At 37.9% G+C, this 20230-nt stretch carries 19 protein-coding genes; 16 read left to right on the forward strand and 3 right to left on the reverse strand.

Going from position 1 to position 20230, the window contains the following annotated elements; genetic code table 11:
• The first annotated feature begins 113 nt into the window (after nucleotides 1–113).
• From IW16_RS05425 to IW16_RS05460, 8 genes are all read left to right on the forward strand, one after another.
• A complete protein-coding gene (locus tag IW16_RS05425; RefSeq protein ID WP_034740709.1) occupies nucleotides 114–3083 on the forward strand; it encodes a T9SS type A sorting domain-containing protein in 2970 nt (989 codons plus the stop codon).
• Nucleotides 3084–3216: 133 nt separating this feature from the next.
• The gene (gene tsaE, locus IW16_RS05430; RefSeq protein WP_034740712.1) at nucleotides 3217–3618 is read left to right on the forward strand and encodes a tRNA (adenosine(37)-N6)-threonylcarbamoyltransferase complex ATPase subunit type 1 TsaE; all 402 of its coding nucleotides are present in this window, start codon (nucleotides 3217–3219) and stop codon (nucleotides 3616–3618) included.
• Nucleotides 3619–3687: 69 nt separating this feature from the next.
• Nucleotides 3688–4881, forward strand: a complete 1194-nt coding sequence (locus IW16_RS05435; RefSeq protein ID WP_034740715.1) for an alanine dehydrogenase — start codon at nucleotides 3688–3690, stop codon at nucleotides 4879–4881.
• Complete coding sequence (locus tag IW16_RS05440) at nucleotides 4881–5252, forward strand: hypothetical protein (RefSeq protein ID WP_034740717.1); 372 nt, start codon at nucleotides 4881–4883, stop codon at nucleotides 5250–5252. Before IW16_RS05435 ends, IW16_RS05440 begins: the two co-directional genes overlap by 1 nt.
• Before the next feature lie 51 nt (nucleotides 5253–5303).
• Entirely contained in the window at nucleotides 5304–6074 is a 771-nt protein-coding gene (locus IW16_RS05445; RefSeq protein WP_083536143.1) for a histidine kinase, read from the forward strand.
• Nucleotides 6052–6762, forward strand: coding sequence for a LytR/AlgR family response regulator transcription factor (locus IW16_RS05450; protein ID WP_034740720.1), 711 nt, complete (start codon nucleotides 6052–6054; stop codon nucleotides 6760–6762). The genes IW16_RS05445 and IW16_RS05450 overlap by 23 nt, the downstream gene beginning before the upstream one ends.
• A gap of 105 nt (nucleotides 6763–6867) precedes the next feature.
• Complete coding sequence (locus IW16_RS05455) at nucleotides 6868–7257, forward strand: hypothetical protein (RefSeq protein WP_034740723.1); 390 nt, start codon at nucleotides 6868–6870, stop codon at nucleotides 7255–7257.
• Between the two features lie 99 nt (nucleotides 7258–7356).
• Nucleotides 7357–9639 (forward strand): cation:proton antiporter, encoded by a 2283-nt coding sequence (locus tag IW16_RS05460; protein WP_034740726.1) that lies wholly within the window; start codon nucleotides 7357–7359, stop codon nucleotides 9637–9639.
• A 313-nt stretch (nucleotides 9640–9952) separates the two neighbouring features.
• On the opposite strand, the gene IW16_RS05465 is transcribed toward IW16_RS05460, so the two are convergent.
• Both IW16_RS05465 and IW16_RS05470 read right to left on the reverse strand, forming a co-directional pair.
• The gene (locus tag IW16_RS05465) at nucleotides 9953–10618 is read right to left on the reverse strand and encodes a hypothetical protein (RefSeq protein WP_223878136.1); all 666 of its coding nucleotides are present in this window, start codon (nucleotides 10616–10618) and stop codon (nucleotides 9953–9955) included.
• A 260-nt stretch (nucleotides 10619–10878) separates the two neighbouring features.
• Nucleotides 10879–11616 carry a hypothetical protein gene (locus IW16_RS05470; protein ID WP_034740728.1) on the reverse strand — a complete coding sequence of 246 codons (738 nt, stop codon included), beginning with the start codon at nucleotides 11614–11616 and terminating at the stop codon, nucleotides 10879–10881.
• A gap of 632 nt (nucleotides 11617–12248) precedes the next feature.
• On the opposite strand from IW16_RS05470, the gene IW16_RS05475 reads away from it, so the two are divergent.
• The 6 genes from IW16_RS05475 to IW16_RS05500 all read left to right on the forward strand — a co-directional run bounded on the left by IW16_RS05475 (nucleotide 12249) and on the right by IW16_RS05500 (nucleotide 17062).
• Nucleotides 12249–12686: a hypothetical protein gene (locus tag IW16_RS05475; protein ID WP_131327840.1), complete on the forward strand. Its 438-nt coding sequence runs from the start codon at nucleotides 12249–12251 to the stop codon at nucleotides 12684–12686.
• Nucleotides 12687–12702: 16 nt separating this feature from the next.
• Entirely contained in the window at nucleotides 12703–13185 is a 483-nt protein-coding gene (locus IW16_RS25610; protein WP_051889957.1) for a hypothetical protein, read from the forward strand.
• Between the two features lie 200 nt (nucleotides 13186–13385).
• The gene (locus IW16_RS05485; protein WP_034740733.1) at nucleotides 13386–14228 is read left to right on the forward strand and encodes a prephenate dehydrogenase; all 843 of its coding nucleotides are present in this window, start codon (nucleotides 13386–13388) and stop codon (nucleotides 14226–14228) included.
• A 326-nt stretch (nucleotides 14229–14554) separates the two neighbouring features.
• On the forward strand, nucleotides 14555–14827 hold the full coding sequence (locus IW16_RS05490) for a DUF2089 family protein (protein ID WP_034740735.1): 273 nt from the start codon (nucleotides 14555–14557) through the stop codon (nucleotides 14825–14827).
• Nucleotides 14828–14837: 10 nt separating this feature from the next.
• Nucleotides 14838–15422 (forward strand): YIP1 family protein, encoded by a 585-nt coding sequence (locus IW16_RS05495; protein ID WP_034740737.1) that lies wholly within the window; start codon nucleotides 14838–14840, stop codon nucleotides 15420–15422.
• 5 nt (nucleotides 15423–15427) lie between these two features.
• Entirely contained in the window at nucleotides 15428–17062 is a 1635-nt protein-coding gene (locus IW16_RS05500; protein WP_051889958.1) for a serine hydrolase domain-containing protein, read from the forward strand.
• A gap of 254 nt (nucleotides 17063–17316) precedes the next feature.
• Here IW16_RS05500 and IW16_RS05505 read toward each other — a convergent pair whose 3' ends face one another.
• Nucleotides 17317–18735, reverse strand: a complete 1419-nt coding sequence (locus IW16_RS05505) for an L-serine ammonia-lyase (protein ID WP_034740740.1) — start codon at nucleotides 18733–18735, stop codon at nucleotides 17317–17319.
• 192 nt (nucleotides 18736–18927) lie between these two features.
• Between IW16_RS05505 and IW16_RS05510 the strand changes: the two genes are divergently transcribed.
• Nucleotides 18928–19506 carry a Crp/Fnr family transcriptional regulator gene (locus IW16_RS05510; protein WP_034740743.1) on the forward strand — a complete coding sequence of 193 codons (579 nt, stop codon included), beginning with the start codon at nucleotides 18928–18930 and terminating at the stop codon, nucleotides 19504–19506.
• A gap of 61 nt (nucleotides 19507–19567) precedes the next feature.
• Complete coding sequence (locus IW16_RS05515; protein WP_034740747.1) at nucleotides 19568–20191, forward strand: FMN-dependent NADH-azoreductase; 624 nt, start codon at nucleotides 19568–19570, stop codon at nucleotides 20189–20191.
• Nucleotides 20192–20230 lie beyond the last annotated feature (39 nt).

Genomic DNA, 20230 nt, shown 5'->3' on the forward strand with positions numbered 1-20230 from the left:
TTAGTTTGAAGAAAAAAATTTACCTCAAAAGAATGATTTTAATCATTACAGCTATTTATATTAATTCTAAGTAAAAATAATAAGTTTGCATTGAAAAATTTTAAACATTAAGCATGATTACAAATCAACTCTTTAATTTATTAAAGCGGACCAAATTAAGCATGATCGGGGCTCTTGCCCTTTCAGGCTGGACTGCCATGGAGGCACAGGTGGTTTCCTATTATTCATTCTCTCAGAATCAGGGAACATATACCTCACTGTCCAGCCCAACGAATATTGCAACCGCTACAGCATCTTCAGGTACCGGTGCACTGGATGACAATGTGTATGAACTGAATAATGCCATTCCCTTTTCTTTTCCTTTTAACGGGAGTTCATTTAATTCTATAAAGGTATATGCCAATGGATTCATCAGCTTTGGAAGTGCCAATACCAGTTCTACTGACCCTATCAGTTCAGGAGTTTCTTATTCGGGGGTTATTTCACCGCTGTCTGCGGACCTTGAGTCCCTTTATAACATCAACGGGTTAACAGGATCTATTGATTATGCCGTTGTGGGAAGTGCCCCGAACCGTGAATTTGTTGTACAATGGAGTCATTTCAGGCCTTATGCATCCACTCCTGCTACTGCAGCTTCTCACCATAACTGGAATTTCCAGGCAAGACTGCATGAAAACGGCAGTGTACAATATGTATACAATATGACTTCCCAGGGAACACCAAGTGCAACAAATGTTAAAGTGGGTCTGAGAGGAACGACAAGCAGCGATTACAACAACAGGGCTGCTTCAGGAAATACCGGCAGCAACTGGAACAATACGACAGCAGGAACGAATTCTTCTGCAGGAATTGCCACCAACTACAGTTTTCTTCCTTCGCAGGGTCTTACTTTCAACTGGACCGCTCCAAGTGCATGTGTTGCACCCGCCACACAGCCTTCTAATTTAACTTTAACGAATTCTGGAATTATTATTAACGGAAGTTTTACTGCCAGTTCTCCTGCAGCAGATAAATATCTTATCCTGAGAAACGTCAACGGAATGATTCCTAATGCTCCGTCAAACGGAACGGTATATACCACAGGAGAAAATTCTTCCCTTAATGCATATGTGGCCTATTATGGTGCCAATACCACTTTTGAAAATAATTACAATCACGGTATAAGGGGAAATAATCAGTATACTTATACCGTTTATGCTGTGAATTCAAACTGTCTGAACGGGCCTCTGTACAATACACAGAATCCTGTAAGCAGCTCTGTTACTAACTGCCCGATTTCCGTAAACAGCATTACGGCTTCCAATGCAACGACCAATTCATTTGATATAGCATGGCCAGCTCCTGAAAACGGCAATGCACTGCCGGTCAGCACAATTATCGAAGTGGCAGCTGACAGTAATTTTAGTTCAATGGTAGCGGGCTCACCTTTTACATTGGGTACTTCTACTTTGTCTCAGCATATTGCGGGACTTCAGCCGAACACTCAATATTTCATCCGTGGAAAAAGTGTAACCACACAGTGTGAAAGCTCATACTCCAGCACGGTAAGTATATATACTGCCTGTACCCCTGTTTCTGCATTTTATGAAAACTTTGATGCGGTTTCAGGAACCAACAGTCTTCCTAATTGCTGGGGTAAGATTCTGACATCCAATAACGGATCTACACCGACCATTAACTTAACGACTACAGAAGCTGATTCAGCACCGAATAATATCAGTTTTTACGGAAACGGAGCTACCACAACGGAAGCTTCTACAAAGATCATTCTGGTAAGCCCTCAGTTGACAAATATCAGCAGCGGAACACACAGACTCCGTTTTAAAGCAAAAAAAACGTCTTCGGATTCCAAAATTCAGATCGTTGCCTTAACAGGAAACACGGCTTCCGCCAACGTAGAAATTATCGAAACTTTACCACTAACAACTACATATCAGGAGTATATCGTATATATCAATAATTACACAGGATCTGCTGATCATTTAGGAATAAGAAGAATAGACGGAAGTACATGGTCTTATATGTATGTAGATGATGTGATCTGGGAAGCTGCTCCAACCTGTCCGGAACTGGCTTCGGTGACTCTCAACGCAGAAACTTACAATGGTGCTCAAATTTCATGGATCAATGTAAACAATCAACAGCCCGGAACAGGATATGAATATTTTGTATCTGCATCCAACACACCGCCTGCAGATACAAATACCTTTGTTTCACTGGCGCCAACAGCAAACTCTGTAACTGTTTCAGGACTTGCAAACGGGACCTATTATTTCTGGATCAGAAGAGTGTGTGCACCGGGAGACAAAAGCCCGTGGAAATCAGTAATGTTTACGACCGTTCCTACGGCACCTGCACCATGGAAAGAAGAGTTCTCAACATCGACATTTCCTCAGGGATGGACTACCGGAACCAGTCCGCAGGCATTTGCCCTTGGTTCGGAAAGAGGAGCTACAGGAACAGGAACGACACCAAGAAACCTTTATAAAAATCTATATGCAAGTTCAACGGCAGGAACTTTCAGCACAATCAGTGTAGGCCCGCTGAACACTGCTGATTATGAACTAAGTTTCTATTATAAACAGAGTAACTACAGCAGCCCTTTCGCATCATTACCCGATTGGGGAAGTTTTGAAGTACAGATCTCTACAGATTTCGGAGCTACCTGGACAACGATAGGAACAGTAAGTAATGAAGCCGGAACAGGAAGTTATATTAAAAAAACATATTCTCTCGCCGCTTACCAAAACCAGTTTGTAAAAGTTAGAATTAATGCCAACAGGACGGCGGGAGATTTTGATCTTTCTTTTGACAGTTTTGAAATTAAGGGAGGTTCACTTTCTACTCTTGAAACGGTAAAAGATAAATTAAGAATCTATCCGAATCCTGCAGTCTCTTTCGTAAAGATCGACTCTAAGGAGAAAGTAAAATCTTTTGAACTGTATAATGTTTCTGGACAGCTTGTGAAAACAGGCGGTCAGGTTCAGGAAGTATCACTTGAAAATCTAGCTTCGGGAATATACATCCTTACGGTAACGCTGGACAATGGCCGGACTGTTATCAATAAGATCATTAAACAGTAGTCTTTGTATTATTAAATGATAAACCGGCTGGAAGTATTTTTTCAGCCGGTTTTTTTGAGTATTTTAAAACAGTATTCCGGTGATCCTATTAAGTATTTGTATAAATTATATAATTTAGATTTAAATTTGCAGTATGAAAATACAGTCTTTACATGAATGGCAGGAAGTTGTTGATAAGATCATTCCTGACTTGAAGCATAACATATTACTTTTAAAGGGAAATCTTGGCGCAGGTAAAACAACGTTCACTCAATTTCTTCTTAAAAAACTGGGAAGTCAGGATGAAGTGAACTCTCCTACTTACTCTATTGTCAACGAATACAATACGCCGAAAGGAAAGATCTATCACTTTGATCTCTACCGGTTAAAAAACATTGAAGAAGTATATGATATCGGCATTGAAGAGTACCTGGATAATGCTTTTTTATGCATCATAGAATGGCCTGAAGTGTACGAAGAAGAGCTCTATGGGCTTAACTACCACACAATGAGCATCGTGAATACAGGGGATGAAAGAGAAATTTCATTCGAGTAAATATTATGTATCTTTGCTTATCAATTCAATTGTAAAATAACAACCTGTAAGACATAATTTATTTAAAGAATGAGTACTACAAATATTTTTACTCCTTTTACCGAAGAAGAATTAATGCCGCAAGAAGAAAAGCTGGAGGTTATAAAGAAAGGAAAACAGTTCAGTATTGGAATTCCTAAAGAAACCTGTCTTAATGAGAGGAGAACCTGCATTACTCCTGACGCGGTACAGGTATTGGTAGAACACGGTCATGAGCTTATTATAGAAGCAGGTGCCGGAGAAGGTTCTTTTTTTACAGATCTGCAGTATTCTGAATCCGGAGCAAAGATCACTAATGATCCTAAAGAAGCTTTCGGACAGGATCTTATCTTAAAGATCAATCCTCCTACAGAAGAAGAAATTGATTATATGAAACCTAATACGTATCTGGTTTCAGCTCTTCAGATCAACTTAAGAGATAAAGCTTATTTCTTAAAGCTGGCCGAAAGAAAGATCAATGCTATTGCGTTTGAATTTATCGTTGACGAATACAAACAGCTTGCTCTGGTAAGACTGGTCGGCGAAATAGCAGGAACAGTATCTATCTTATATGCCTCTGAACTTCTTGCCCTTTCCAACGGTTTAATGCTGGGTGGGATCACAGGAGTAAGACCTGCAGAAGTGGTTATATTAGGTGCGGGAATTGTGGGCGAATTTGCCACAAAAGCAGCCATCGGACTGGGAGCCAGTGTGAGGGTTTTCGACAATTCACTTTCCAAGCTGAGAAGGCTTCATACCCTTGTAGACAGCAGAGTTCCTACATCGATCATTGATCCTAAAGAATTAAGTAAAGCATTAAGACGTGCTGATGTGGTCATCGGTGCCCTTCCAAGATTAAATATGACGCCTATCGTTACCGAAGAAATGGTTGCGAAAATGAAAAAAGGGAGTGTCATTATTGATATTACCATAGATAACGGCAAGGTGATCGAAACATCGGAACTTACGACAATGGAAGATCCTTATATCATCAAACATGGTGTCATCCACTGCGGACTTCCGAACCTTACGTCAAGAATGCCACGAACAACGACCAAAGCAATTTCCAATTTCTTCCTGTCTTATATTCTGAATTATGATGAAGAAGGTGGTTTTGAAAATATGCTGATCCGCAAAAATGAAATGAAGCAGAGTTTGTACATGTACAAAGGAAGACATACGAAAAAAGTGATCTGCGACCGTTTCGGACTTACTTATCATGATATCAATCTTTTAATTTTCTAATGAAAAAGCTTAAATTCTTTTTAATAGGCCTTATTCCAGGGCTGATTCTTGTATTCTTTATTTTAAACAAAAAAGGCGCAAGCTGCAGCGGATATCTTCCAAACAGCCGTGTGATTGCCGAAACTCTTTCTAAAGAATTCAAATATTCTGAAGATGCCAAAAGTGCAATGAGCACTTATAAAATAGATGAAAAGTTTATAAAAGACAATATCATTACCAACGGGAAAGTAGATTTCGAAAGAAGCCATGCTCAGAAAAAGCCGTGTCCGGACTATGTGATCACTTATCCGGAGAATAATCCTTCTTATGAGATTACGTTTGAAAAGTGTGAAGAAACCACTACTGTAAACAGTCTGAAAAAACTTAAATAATCCTGACGATCTTTCACTTATTTTACTGAAAGACCATTAACCGTTATTTTTATGGAAGGCAATTACTACATGATCCACGATTATCTGATATTCATTGGAGTATTTGCTATTTTCTTTCTGCTTACCGTCAGTATTTACCTGTTCAGCCAGAACGCAAGGATGAAACAGAAAAACATCCGACTGTCCGAAACCAACAACATCATTGAGAAAAAACTGAATGAAGTTCAACTAGAGCATATCGGCACAAAGCTTAACCCTCATCTTTTTAAGAATATTCTCAATTCTGTGCAGTCGCATGCGTACCAGACGTATATGTCTCTTGATAAGCTTGCGAACGTTCTGGATTATATTCTGTATGAAAGCAACAATAAATTTGTAAGTCCCAAAGAAGAGCTTAATTTTGCTTTAAGCCTCATTGAAATCAATAAAATAAAGATCAATCCTCTTTTTGATTTCAGAATAAAATCTAAGATCGATAAGTCTGACACCGTTTATGAAGAAAAAGTCTTCGCTCCGTTGATCTCTGTAGATCTTATTGAAAATGCCTTTAAACATACTGATTTTCTGGCACAGGATTCTTTTATTTCGATCCATCTGGAGCTTGAAAACAGGGTGTTCACCATGAAAGTCAGCAATAAATCTTCCTTAAAGAATATTCTTGAAAAGGAAAACAGTGGTTTCGGAAGTCAATCACTGGATCAACGGCTTAAAATGATTTACAGCAGTCATTACCAGCTGGAGAAAAGTTCAAAAAACGGTATATTCACCGCAGAATTAAAAATCAATTTAGGAGAGTTCTATGATAAAATGCGTTATTCTTGATGATGAACTTCTGGCGATCAGCTATTTAAAGCTTTTATGCGAACAGATTGAAAATGTAGAAGTCGTAAAGGCCTTCAACGATCCTAAAGTTTTTCTGAGCGAAATAGATAAGATCGACTGTAATCTCTGTATCCTCGATATTGAGATGCCGGGAATGACCGGGCTTCAGGTAGCCGAACTTATTTCAGGATCCAAAAAAATCATCTTCACCACTGCTTATAAGGAATATGCTGCGGAAGCTTTCGACCTTAATGTGGTAGACTACGTCAGAAAACCTATCAAAAAAGAGAGACTGATTCAAGCATTTGAAAAAGCAAAAGAACTGGTAGACATTCCTCATAAAAAGGATCTGATTGAATGGAATACCAACATCGGCAGGACAGTGATTTTCACTGAACAGATTGCGTATATAAAAACATCAGAGATCGACAGCCGCGACAAAGATATTATCCTGAATGACGGCACTACCATTGTCCTTAAAAACCTCAGCTTTAAAACACTCCTTGAAATGCTTCCTCCAAAAGATTTTGCTCAGGTAAATAAAAAAGAGATCATTGCACTTTCTTCCATTAAAGTATTTTCCACCAACGAAATTATTACAACCATTCATTCAGAAGGAGAAAATTTTCTTAAACTCCAGATTGGAGATGCCTATAAACAAGCCTTAATGGAACTGTTCGGAAAGTAGATCTTTCAGACATTTCCGGTTTTACTGCATAATATATCGGTTTCATTACATCTCCTCTTTTACAGGGCCTATCCTGTGTATTTTTGTGGCTGATTAAATGATTATATGAAAAATTGTATGTATGCAGCAGGAATTCTCATATCCGGACTTTGCTTTTCCCAGGAAACCGTTTCAAGAGTAAAAGCCTCTTTTTTCGATGGGATTGTGGTGGCCGGATATGTAGATCATGGAGCTTTTATAAACTTTACAGGACCTAATATAAGCTTTACCCATAAAGGAGTGAAACTTATCGCGGGAATGCTTCCTTCACTGCGAATCAAAGAAGACCGTTCACCGGGAACCAAAAACAGTCCTGTGATGCCCAACCTGGGTGCTGGTCTTACGGTAGTGTACAAAAAGATCGCTCTTCAGATACCGGTCTATTATAATACGAAAACATCTACAGAAAACGGAGCCTGGAAAATTGGTGCAGGCCTCGGCTATTCTTTTAAATAGACTTTTATTACATTTTTTAGAACATTTATTACATTTTAGAAATTAGGATGTGTAACATCAATATATTCTTATCAACTTTGCATTAAAATATAAGGAATCATGAACTGGGGGAAATACAGAAATTTAATTTTTTACATACTGACGATCGCCTTTTTTTCCTGCCTGATGTACTTCTTCATCATAGAAGGACAAACGCTGGAGATCAAGGAAAATATAGTAACAAAAACAAACACCGGATCTACCTGGGAAAATTTCCAGGAATCCTTTAAGGCAAACCTTCATCATCCGCTGGCTCTGCTTCTTGCCCAGATTGTCACCATTATTCTTGTGGCGAGACTGTTTGGATGGATCTGTATGAAGATCAAGCAGCCTACAGTTATTGGTGAAATGATTGCAGGTATTGTTTTAGGGCCTTCCCTATTGGGAATGTACTTTCCGGAATTTTCAGCATTTCTTTTCCCGAAAGAATCTTTAGGCAACTTACAGTTTTTGAGTCAGATAGGACTTATCCTGTTCATGTACATCGTAGGTATGGAGCTGGATCTTAGTGTATTAAGGAAAAAAGCTCATGATGCCGTGGTGATCAGCCATGCGAGTATCATTATTCCTTTTGCATTAGGAATCGGACTGTCCTATTTTGTTTATCAGGAATTTGCACCGGAAGGTATTCAGTTTACTTCCTTTGCCCTTTTCATTGCTATTTCAATGAGTATTACGGCTTTTCCGGTACTGGCGAGAATTGTTCAGGAAAGAAATCTTCAGAAGACCAAACTGGGAACCATTGTGATTACCTGTGCGGCAGCAGATGATATTACGGCATGGTGTATCCTTGCTGCAGTGATCGCGATTGTAAAAGCAGGTTCTTTTACCAGTTCTATTTACGTGATCATCATGGCTATTGCTTATGTATTTTTAATGATTAAAATTGTAAGGCCTTTCTTAAAAAGAATCGGAGATCTTCAGGCAGGCAAAAATACCATCAGCAAACCGATGGTCGCTATTTTCTTCCTGACGCTGATCCTTTCTGCATATGCTACTGAAGTAATTGGTATTCATGCATTATTCGGAGCGTTTATGGCGGGAGCTATTATGCCTGAAAATGCAAAATTCCGTACTCTTTTCATTGATAAAGTTGAAGACGTGGCTTTAGTCCTGCTTCTTCCTTTATTCTTTGTATTTACAGGTCTTCGTACCCAGATCGGATTACTGAATGACGGACATCTCTGGATTACGGCAGGATTTATCATCCTAACGGCTGTGACCGGAAAATTTATAGGAAGTGCACTCACCGCACGCTTTGTAGGAATCAACTGGAAAGAAAGTTTAACGATCGGTGCTCTGATGAATACCCGGGGGTTAATGGAGCTTATTGTATTGAATATAGGATATGATCTTGGGGTATTAAGTCCGGAAATATTCGCAATGCTTGTGATCATGGCTTTATTTACAACGTTTATGACAGGCCCAGCTTTGGATTTTATTAATTTTATTTTTAAATCTAAAAAAAGCGGTGATGAAGAAATTCACGATGATAATGATTCCAAGTACCGCGTACTGCTCTCTTTTGATAAGCCTGAATCTGGAAGCACCTTACTGAAACTGGCCCATGATTTCACCAATAAAATGAACGGCAATAAAAGCATCACTGCCATGAATATTGCTCCGGTGGACGAGATGCATGCCTATGATATCAATGAGTATGAAGATGCCCAGTTCAAAAACGTGATTGAAACTTCACACGATCTTAAACTGGAAGTCACTACTCTTTTCAAAGCTTCTACAGATATTGAGAATGATCTTACAGGTATTTCAAATAAAGGAAACTATGATCTTCTTCTGATCATGCTCGGGAAGTCGATGTATGAAGGAAGTTTATTGGGAAGACTTTTGGGATTCACCACAAAGATCATCAATCCTGAAAAACTTCTGAACACAGTAAAAGGCAAAGGAAATATTTTCAACAATTCTCCTTTTGACGATTTTACGCTTCAAATCCTGGACAAAACCCATATCCCGGTTGGCGTTATGGTAGAAAAAAATTTCAAGTCTGCAGATAAAGTATTTGTGCCGATTTTCAACCTCAGCGATTTTTATCTTCTGGAATATGCCAAAAGACTGATCAACAATAACAATTCCCAGATCATTATCCTGGATGCAGCCGGACAGATCCGAAATAATATTGAGGTTAAGGAACTGATCAGAAGTATAGAACAGGTTGCTCCCAATCACATTACTTTATATAATGAGAAAAAGATTGAGAAAGAGTTTCTGAATTCACAGGATCTGATGCTGGTCAGCAGCAAGAGCTGGAAAAATCTGATCGACAGCAAGAGCCTTTGGTTATCAGACATTCCTTCAACGTTGATTATCTCTAATCCATAGTTTTTAAACAAAAAAAGGACAATGGAACAATAAAGAACCTATAGAAACATTAAATAGGTTATACAGAATCACATCACTTTATATAACAAGAAACAGTCCACAGTCCATAACTTTCGTTTTCAGTATTGATCAGCAAATTTCTATTTCTTATGCTATTCCAAGCGTGGTTGATCAATAATGATACGGAACTGTAGAACCGGCAGCTGACCTTCCTGCAGAAGGGAAAGCTGCCGGGGAATCTGCGGAAATTTTCACCCGGGTAACAATGCACCCGTGTAATAACAATATAATAAACTGGTATTCAACAATCATATTACTTTTCGTTCTTTAGTTTCAGGAGTTTCTGAAATGCTTCGGAAAACCTTTTCTGCTCTTCATTGATATAATCACTGCTGAACGGAGCACCACAATCCAGACTGTTGAGTACGTGAACCAGTTTTCCTTTTTCGAAATAATTTCTGTTCTCTTCTATCTCTGATTTTTCAAAATCAAAAGCTTCGGTATCATTATTTTCTTTCATGGCTTTTACATCATAAAAAAGTGGCCGGTTGTAGGTATATATTTTCTCAAAAACAAAAGATAACTTTCCATTCAGCAGATAATATTCTGTAAGCACCTGCCCCATTTCGCCATAAAGTCTTGCGGTAATCTTTTCAAGACCTCCTTTCTGTTCGTAAAATACAGCTTCCCCGCCTTCTGCAGACTCCCCTTCTATATCTTTCTTTTTTATTGAACTCCATTTTGTAATGGAATTGATCCTTTTGAAATTTTGGCGAATGGGCTTAAGCCTGTCGTCCAAAAATTCATTAACACTTTTATCCTCTTCATTGAAGGATTCCTTAATCTTTATCGTATCAGATGTATTAACCTGTAAAGACGTGGGAATTCGCTGCTTTCCAGTTTCGGTTGGGAAGATTTCCGCATGGCAACAATGTGTGGCCGCAATGGCCGCCAGTAAAGTGTAAAAACGATTTTTCATGATCATTGTATTTTGCTGTGATATTGATCTGCTGTTCAACAGCAAATCTACTCAATCTTATTTATTCCTGCATCAGGCAGCGTTTTAAAACCTGAAGAAGTATCTCCAATGCCAGCGCTCGTATCCAAATAAAGACTCAACAATATCAGACTTTTTTAGATTAAGCATTGATGTACTACATAAAAAAACCAACTGTTAAAAAGTTGGTTTTTATTTCAAAAGTGTGTTCAATACGTTTGTTTTTGTATTCATTCACGACCTTATTTCACTTTAAGGAAAGTTCCACGTAACGTTGCATTCAATCCAAACTCACACCCTGATACCTTTTCAGACGAGACTGGTGTAATGGTTAAAAACCCATTATAAAACGTAACGAGGAATGCACATGATGTATTGATTTCAATAGTAAACTGATTATTTTTAATCATCACCTCTCCCGACGCATCTGCAATATTTCTACCCGGGGCCCTCGTCACAGAACCAATGTCATAGGAATACATCTGATCTTTTATCTTCTTAATAGTGATACTTCCCTGATACCCATCTTCTCCATACTGGTAGGTATATGTTCCTTCAAAACGATCAGATGAAGCAGGTGAAAATACTTCCGGCTTTGGATTTACTTTAGATTGGACATCAAGTACCATAGGATAAACTGCATCAGACTTTGTAGAATTCCAGGCACCCTCTAATTTTCCATTTTTCAATACCGCGTCAATAATTCCGCTGATATTTCCATCTTTCTCAAATTCCTCCAGATGATAATGATTTCCGGAATCCAACTTTCCAATTATTTTAATGGGTTTCTTTTCTTTAGTCTTTACATATTTAATATTTCCCAAAACCACATTGTTTGAAACGCTGATGGTGAGTTCAACAGGGATCTTTTTGTCAAGAAGACCGCTAAAACTATAATTTGCGTCTGTATTCTTTTGCTGGGCGTGACAGATACCGGCGGTAAAGCATATACCAAATATTACTTTTTTCAGATAGCTCATATGATTATATTTTAATGATAAGATACATAAGATGTAGTGAAATCGTTTTGTTGTTACCAAAAGACTTCGCCGTACAAAAATACAAAAAGGCTGCAACTACCCTCTCACTTCTAGCAGGAAAAGCCAGTTAAATTAGCCCGTGCTTAAGCGATTACATTATATTGAGTCCCGAAAGGACCTGCAAATCCTGCGAGCGTATTAACTTTTAGGTTCGCTTATTGGCTAACGATATAATTAGATACCACAAAAATCACGATTTAATGACTTAGGCCGATGGATGGCACAAAGTTTGAAACTAATTAATTACCATCACTAATAATATATTTCATTCTGAAAATTTACACAAAATAGGCTTGACCACTTGGATCAGGCCTATTTTTATTTTACAATGATCAATATCCCAATAGAATGAACTACCAGTATAAAAATGTATCAATTCTGTATTTTTTGTTACTGAAAGTTAATAAGGTTTTCCGATCACTACTTATCATTTCCAAATATCTTAATATCGAACTGTATTCCCGGAACAATACTTCTGGAAAAGGTCTCTGAAAAAGAAATATTATTTTACTTTTACATTTAGAAAAACTACAGTAATAATATAAATAAAAACACTTATCCCACGAACTTCTATGAAAAGTATATTCTTCATCGTCATACTCATGTTCTTCTTTTCATTTTCCTGTAAAAAGAATGAAAATACAGTGATTCATATCCCTAACAAAGATACTTTATGGCTAAAAGAAAAAACAGTTGTATTCATATCTCCCAGCCTCAAGAAAATCGAAAAACTGAAAAAAGAACAGGGAGAAGACTTTTACACGATTGCAGATGATGCCAATTATTATTACGCCAATTCCACAGAGCATATGGATTCTTTACATGAAAAATACACGAACCAAAATGAAACGGTCATTCTAGCCTATAAGGACGGAACGAAAACCAAAGTGATTCCCAAACAAAAAAGCGACTGGTATTCAATACTGTATAAAGACAGAAACTTTAAAGTTGTAGATTTAATCAATTTCACAGAGGAATATTCATTATTTTTGAACCATTCTACAAAGTAAATTTAAACTTTCATCCATGAAAAAAATAAGTTTCGTCTGCTGCAGTCTGTTAGTTTTTACAGCCTGTAAAAATGATTCAAAAGTAACGACCACTGAAACCGTCACTGCTAAAAAAGACAGCGTTATCGTTAAAACTCAGGCAGAAGAAAATACACCAACCGCTGAAACCAAAGAGCTTCCCACTTTGAAAGAATGCACAGAAAAGCAGGTAGAATATGAAACCGAAGTCGAATGTATCTTTAAAAACAAAGACGTCAGTGAAGTTTATCACAAGACTATAAAAGACCGGGAGATAGAAAAAGCAGAACTTTTACTGCCAGAACTTCCAAAAGAAAATATCACTAAAGAAATCAATAAAGACGGTCTGATTTCCATCAGCTACATAGTTTCTCCAAAGAAAACAGATATTGAGTTTCAGTTTGAGGGCGGAGTAACCACCTTAAGTCTGGAGCAGAAAGATAAAGACGTTAAAAGAGTTATCATTCACAGCGCAGACTAAAGCGGCGAAGAAGCTCCATAATAATTTAAGCCAAAAATATCCTGTGTTTAAAAAATGTTTTATACCTTTGCTCTGTGAATTTCAATAACGGAACATATTATTATAGAATTTTAAACTCAGATCTGGGCTAGGGATTCTTATGAACATAATTTACAACCTCGTCCTTTGACGGGGTTTTTTATTTTAAAAAATTAAGAAAGATGAAAATAAGTATTATTGGTGCAGGTTTAATCGGGGGTTCAATGGCTTTAAAATTAAGATCAAAAGGCATGGCCGATTTCATCTATGGAATCGATAACAATCAGCAGCACATCAATGAAGCTCTGGAACTTAAGATCATTGATGCAGGTACTGATCTTGAATACGGGGTCAAAAATGCAGATTTTATTATCCTGGCGATCCCTGTGGACGCAGCCAGAAAACTCCTGCCCTCTGTTCTGGATCTGATCTCTGATCATCAGACCGTCATGGATGCCGGATCTACAAAAGCAGGAATCGTCAATGCCGTCAAAGATCATCCTAAACGCTCCCGGTTTGTGGCGTTCCACCCGATGTGGGGTACAGAAAACAATGGTCCTGCATCAGCTGTTTCAGACAGTTTTTCAGGAAAGGCAGGTGTGATCTGCAACAAGGAAGAGTCTGCACCCGATGCCCTTCAGCTGGTAGAAAAAGTGGCGGAAAACCTCGGTATGCACCTCATCTATATGAATGCGGAAGACCATGATATTCATACCGCTTATATTTCACATATCTCACACATTACCTCTTACGCTTTAGCCAATACGGTTCTGGAAAAAGAACGTGAAGAAGAAACCATTTTCCAGTTGGCCAGTTCCGGTTTTTCTAGTACAGTACGTCTTGCCAAATCCCATCCTGAAATGTGGGTACCCATCTTTAAACAAAATAAAGAAAACGTACTCGATGTCCTGAATGAACATATCACCCAGCTCAGAAAGTTCAAGGCTGCTCTGGAAAAAGAAAATTATGAATACCTGGAAGAACTGATCACGAATGCCAACAGGATCAGAGGCATATTAAGGTAAATCCGGATTAACGGATATTCAAATAACAGGAAGCTGAAAGAAACAGTACGAAGGTCAGGACCGCTCTTACTGCTTCTTTCAGCTTTTCTATTTTAAGCATTTCCTTTTGATTCTCATTGAAAAAACTCCCCTCCTATGGTGGTAAACCTTAGATTTGACGGAGTGGTTCCATCTTTCAGTCCATTACTCATCCACACTTCAATTTTTTCTTTCTACAGCATTAAAATTTGGGTCATTCAAGTAATTACATCAATTAAATTTTAATAAAATTAAAAAACATTTTAACTTTATTAAAAAAAAGCTTACTTTCGTAAAAAATATAATCCATGAAACTTCCGACGGTTTGTCCAAGTTGCGAAAATACTTTAAACGTAAGTCAGATGAAATGCCCGAGCTGCAAAACAGAGGTAAGCGGCGAATATGAACTTCCCGTTCTGCTTAAGCTTAATCGCGAAGAGCAGGAATTTGTTGTGAATTTTTTACTTTCCAGCGGCAGCATCAAAGAAATGGCCAAGCAGGCCGGACTCTCCTACCCGACTATGAGAAATAAAATGGACGACCTGATAACCAAAGTCGGACAGTTAAAAAATAACCTGTAAACCGACCGTAATGAACTGGAAAACTATTTTTAATCCGTTTGAAAGATTTGATGATAAACTTCTGCTGGTTATCGGCCTGTTGGGAACAGCTCTAATTGTTTTGCTGGGATACTACTGGACAGGTAACTCCTTCATCAGTATCTACAGGATCAGCCGCATGGACAAGGTAACCTTTGAGGCTATCGCTATTCCCACTTTTATAAGTTTTGCTTCAGCCATTATCATTCTTTTCATATTGGGGAGGATTTTAAACAATAAGACAAGAGTCATTGATATTGTCAATACCGTACTCATTTCACAACTGGTGGTGAGTGTTATGCAGGTAATGGATAAAATCCCTTTAATAAAAAATACCCAGGCCAGAATGATCAGCCAAAAGGCCCACCCTTCGGAAGCCTTACCTATCTGGGACCTTACCGTTACGATAGGCATAGCAACCATCAGCCTTATCATTATGATCTATAGTATCACACTCTATTACAATGGTTTCAAAACAGCAACCAACATCAAAAAATGGCAGCACATTACTCTTTTTGCGGCCGTTTCATTACTAACGACTATGATATGCCAAATTTTAATATCTAAATACTTTTAAATAACATGAAAATCAAATTTCTACTGGTGCTGGTCTTTCTGGCACAGATTTGTCACGCCCAAATCGAAGGAACATGGAACGGTGAACTCGATACCCAGATGATGAAACTTCCTTTGGTTTTAAAGATTAAAAAAGGACCTGAAGGATATACATCCCTGATGAACAGCCCTAAGCAAAGCAAAGACGATATTAGTGTAGACCGGACAGGTTTTACCAATAATGAGCTTAGTTTTGAGATCAGGAAAATCAATGCCTCTTACAAAGGTATTTTTAAAGAAGATCACATTGAAGGGACTCTCACCCAGGGCGGAAAGGCTCTACCTTTGAACCTGTTCAGAGATCTTCCGGTTTCTAAAAACGATGATGTTTCCTATCTCCATGGAAAAGCCATCAACAAAGAAAAAATTGATGATTTTCTGGACTATATTGCTCAGAAAAATCAGGGAATAGGCAGTGTTGCTATTTTCAGAAACGGGGTTCAGGAATATCACAAAGACTTTGGCCAGCAGTTGTTAAAAAACGTGACTTATGACAAAGACACCCAATATCAGATAGGATCTGTCAGTAAAATGATCACCGCAGTAATGCTGATGCAGCTTGTTGAAAACGGAAAGCTTAAACTGGACGAAAAACTGTCAAAATTCTATCCCGAAATTCCTAATGCAAAAAAGATCACCCTGCACCAAATGCTGAATCATACCAGCGGACTGGGCGATTATGTAGGTGAGCCAAAGGACAACTGGCTTTTCAAAAAGCCTGTAGGTGATAAAGCGATCATCGCAGAGATCAAAAAGCAGGGCGTAAGCTTTGAACCCGGAAAAAAACTGAGATATTCCAACTCAGCCTATTTTCTCTTGAGCAGAATTCTTGAAAAACTCTCAGGTAAGCCATATAACGTTATATTAAAAGAAAATATCCTTGAAAAAGCAGGAATGAAACATACCTTCTCGGTCATGGATGATCCAAAGAATGTGTTTAAATCCTACAAATTCACAGACGGCAACTGGAACGAAGTTTCTGATTTTAATTTTTATAACTGTATCGGTTTGGGAGATATCGTCTCTACAACGGAGGATATGAACCTTTTCATGGACGCTTTATTCAGTGGAAAATTCATCAAAAAAGAAACGCTTGACATGATGATCTCCAATAAAAATGAAAAGGTCTTCGGAATAGGAATGATGAAAATGCCTTTCTATACCATTACTGCTTACGGACACGGTGGCGATACAGCAGGTTCTCATTCTACCGTATCTTATGAACCTACCGACAAGCTTTCTTTTGCTGTCACTCTGAACGGAGAAAACATGCGTCATAATGATCTGTACCTTGGCATTTTAAACCTGTTGTATGGAAGAGATTATAAATATCCATCGTTTGATCATGGAAAATCTGATCCTGAGCTGGACCCATATGCAGGAGAATATGAATCAAAAGAAATTCCGATTCCTTTAACTGTCTTCTCCAAAAACGGATCTTTATTTGCACAGGGAAAAGGACAACCTGAGTTTCCCCTGAAAAAGATTGAAAAAAATAAATATCAGTTTGAACAGGCAGGAATTACGATTCTCTTCATTCCGGAAAGTAAGCAAATGCAATTGATACAAAAGGGAAAAACATCTCTTTTTAATAAAAAGTAGTTCGTACTTTTCTTCAAACCATTAAGAGTTTTTAAGTGTTTAAGAATTATAAGTTGGGACTAGCCAATAAGAACTTAAAAATCATTTGATTTTTCTTAACTCTTCTTCATTTCATAACTGGTCTTAATGGTTTATTACATTTCAAGATAAAAACACATCACTCAACTAATTACCAAGAAAACACACTATATATTCAAAAAAAATCCTTAGACGATCATCTAAGGATTTTGTATTTTAAAACAAGGTCATTTATTTTAACATTCGGGAACGTTTACGGCAATAGCCAGTCCGCCTTCTGAAGTTTCCTTGAAACGGTCACTCATTGATAAAGCGGTTTCCCACATGGTCTGAATTACTTCGTCCAGCGTTACTTTTGCTTTGGAAGGATCACTTTCCAATGCAATATTAGCTGCTGTGATTGCTTTCATTGCTCCCATTGTATTTCTTTCAATACATGGAATCTGGACAAGACCTTTAATAGGATCACAGGTTAGTCCCAGGTGATGTTCCATGGCAATTTCTGCTGCCATCAGCACCTGTCCTATGCTTCCGCCTAAGATTTCTGTAAGCCCTGCTGCTGCCATCGCTGATGAAACGCCTATCTCTGCCTGACATCCTCCCATTGCAGCTGAAATGGTAGCATTTTTCTTAAATAAAGTTCCGATCTCTCCGGCTACCAGTAAAAATCTGGTGATATCATCTTCGCTGGTGCATTCTGTGAATGCCTGTGAATACATTAAAACTGCCGGAATAACACCGCTGGCTCCATTGGTAGGTGCTGTAATGATTCTTCCGAAACTCGCATTCTCTTCATTCACTGCCAATGCAAAACACGCGATCCATTTATTGATATTGGTAAAGTTCTCCTCAGCATCTACAACAAGCTTAAACCACTCGTCGATATTTTTATAGATCTTGTCTCCCAAAAGCTTTCGGTTGATTCCCGCAGCCCTTCTGGTTACATTTAAACCGCCCGGAAGAATTCCTTCTTTATTGACGCCTTTGTAGATACATTCTTTAATATTCTTCCAGATATGCAATGCCTGCTGTCTGGTTTCTTCCTGTGTTCTCCAGCTTTCTTCATTGATCAGGATCAGATCTGAAAACTTTTCAAAACCCAGTTTATTACAATATTTGATAATATCCGAACCATGGTGGCATGGATACAGGGTGCGGACACACTGTTTTTCTATAGAGTTTTTTTCCTGACTTGCTATAAAACCTCCTCCTACAGAATAAAAATCCTGAACAAGCTCGGTTCCATCTTCGAAAACAGCCTTAAAAATCATTCCATTGGGATGAAAATCAAGGGATTTCTGCATATTTAAAACCAAATGATAGCCGTAGATAAAAGGAATTTCCTTTTCGCCACCCAGGTTAATGATCTGGTCATTTTTGATTTTCGCTATTTTTTCATCAATTTTTGAAGTATTGATGGTGGTAAAATCTTCGCCATTCAACCCAAGCATTCCGGCAATATCCGTTCCGTGCCCGATTCCGGTTTTGGCTAAAGAACCGAAAAATTCAAGGAAAACTTCCTTCACTTCTGCGATTGATCTTTCCCTTTTTATAATTCTGATAAATGCAGATGCTGCATTCCACGGTCCCATCGTGTGCGAACTGGACGGGCCTATTCCTACTTTAATAATCTCAAAAACCGATATTGATTCCATAGACAATTCATCATTTTCCTCGAAAAACAAAGATACATGATAAATCCCAATAAAAGTATGTCCTCATCCCAGAATTACCAACACTACAACAGATCCTGAAATGAATTTATCATCCGTATTTTTGTAAATTAGCTGGTACGGTACCGGCTCTTAAATCAATCATATAAACTTCTATCCTTTTAACGCCTTCAAATGGAAATATTAATTAAGAATATTCTAAAGCATGTCACACTTACCCAGGAAGAAATTACTGTGTTTAAAAGCTGCTGGAGTGAAAAAACATTGGAAAAAGGTGAATTTCTTTTGAGAAACGGAGAAACCTGCCGTTACGACAGCTATATTGTTTCAGGGGTCTTAAAGGCCTTTTGTATCAATTCAGATAATGGAAATGAAGAGATTCTTTTTTTAGCGATTGATAACTGGTGGGCCACCGATATCTCCAGCTTTTCTAAACAACAACCTTCAATGTACAATATACAGGCTGTAGAAAAAACAATTCTTTTACAGATCAGTCACACAGCTTTTCAAAAAATGCTGCAGGCAATTCCTTCTCTTGAAAGATATTTCAGGATTATTTTAGAGGGGTACCTGGGAACACTTGAGAAGCGGATTGTATTTAACAATATGTACAAAGCTGAGCAGAAGTATTATGATTTCCTCAACACCTATCCGGATATTGTCTCCCGGGTTCCTCAATATTTAATTGCATCCTATTTAGGAGTTTCGCCAGAATTTATAAGCAGAATAAGGAAAAAAAATAAATCCTCTTGAACAAGATCAATTTTTAAGAAATGAATAATCAGGAATTTTGTTATTATACAATTTATAACAAATGAAAGTCCTAATTATTAATGCAAGCGTAAGAAATGAAAGATCTTACAGTCGAAAACTAACCCAGCTTTTTGTTGAAAACTGGAAAACCAGATATCCCTCAGATGTATTTACCTACCGAGAAACGGGTATTGACAGCATTCCCAATATTAACGAATCCTGGATCGCAGCAGCGTTTAAAAAACCGTCAGACAGAACTGAAGAAAACCAAAAAGCATTAGAGCTAAGCGATGAGCTGGTAAAAGAACTCAAAGAACATGATATGTATATTATTGGAACACCAATGTATAACTGGTCTGTTCCAGGTGGATTAAAGGCTTATATAGATCAGGTTATGCGGATCAATGAAACCTGGAAGTTCAGGTCAGGAGTTCCGGATGGCGACTACGTAGGTTTACTTCAAAACAAAAAGGCATTTATACTGTCTGCCCGAGGCGACACAGGATACGGAGAAAATGAAAAAAATAGGCATGTCAATTTTCAAACGACCTATCTGAAGCACATTTTCGGAATTATGGGAGTCGAAAACATCACTATTATTTCTTTAGATAATGAAGAGTTTGGAGGAAAAGTCTTTGAAGAATCGAAAAACAATATTTTCAATATCATCCAATCCATTGAATAAGATCAGAAAACCTCTTTTAATTAAGGTATTTTTCAATCA

This window comes from Chryseobacterium vrystaatense (genome assembly GCF_000737765.1).
GTDB lineage: Bacteria > Bacteroidota > Bacteroidia > Flavobacteriales > Weeksellaceae > Chryseobacterium > Chryseobacterium vrystaatense.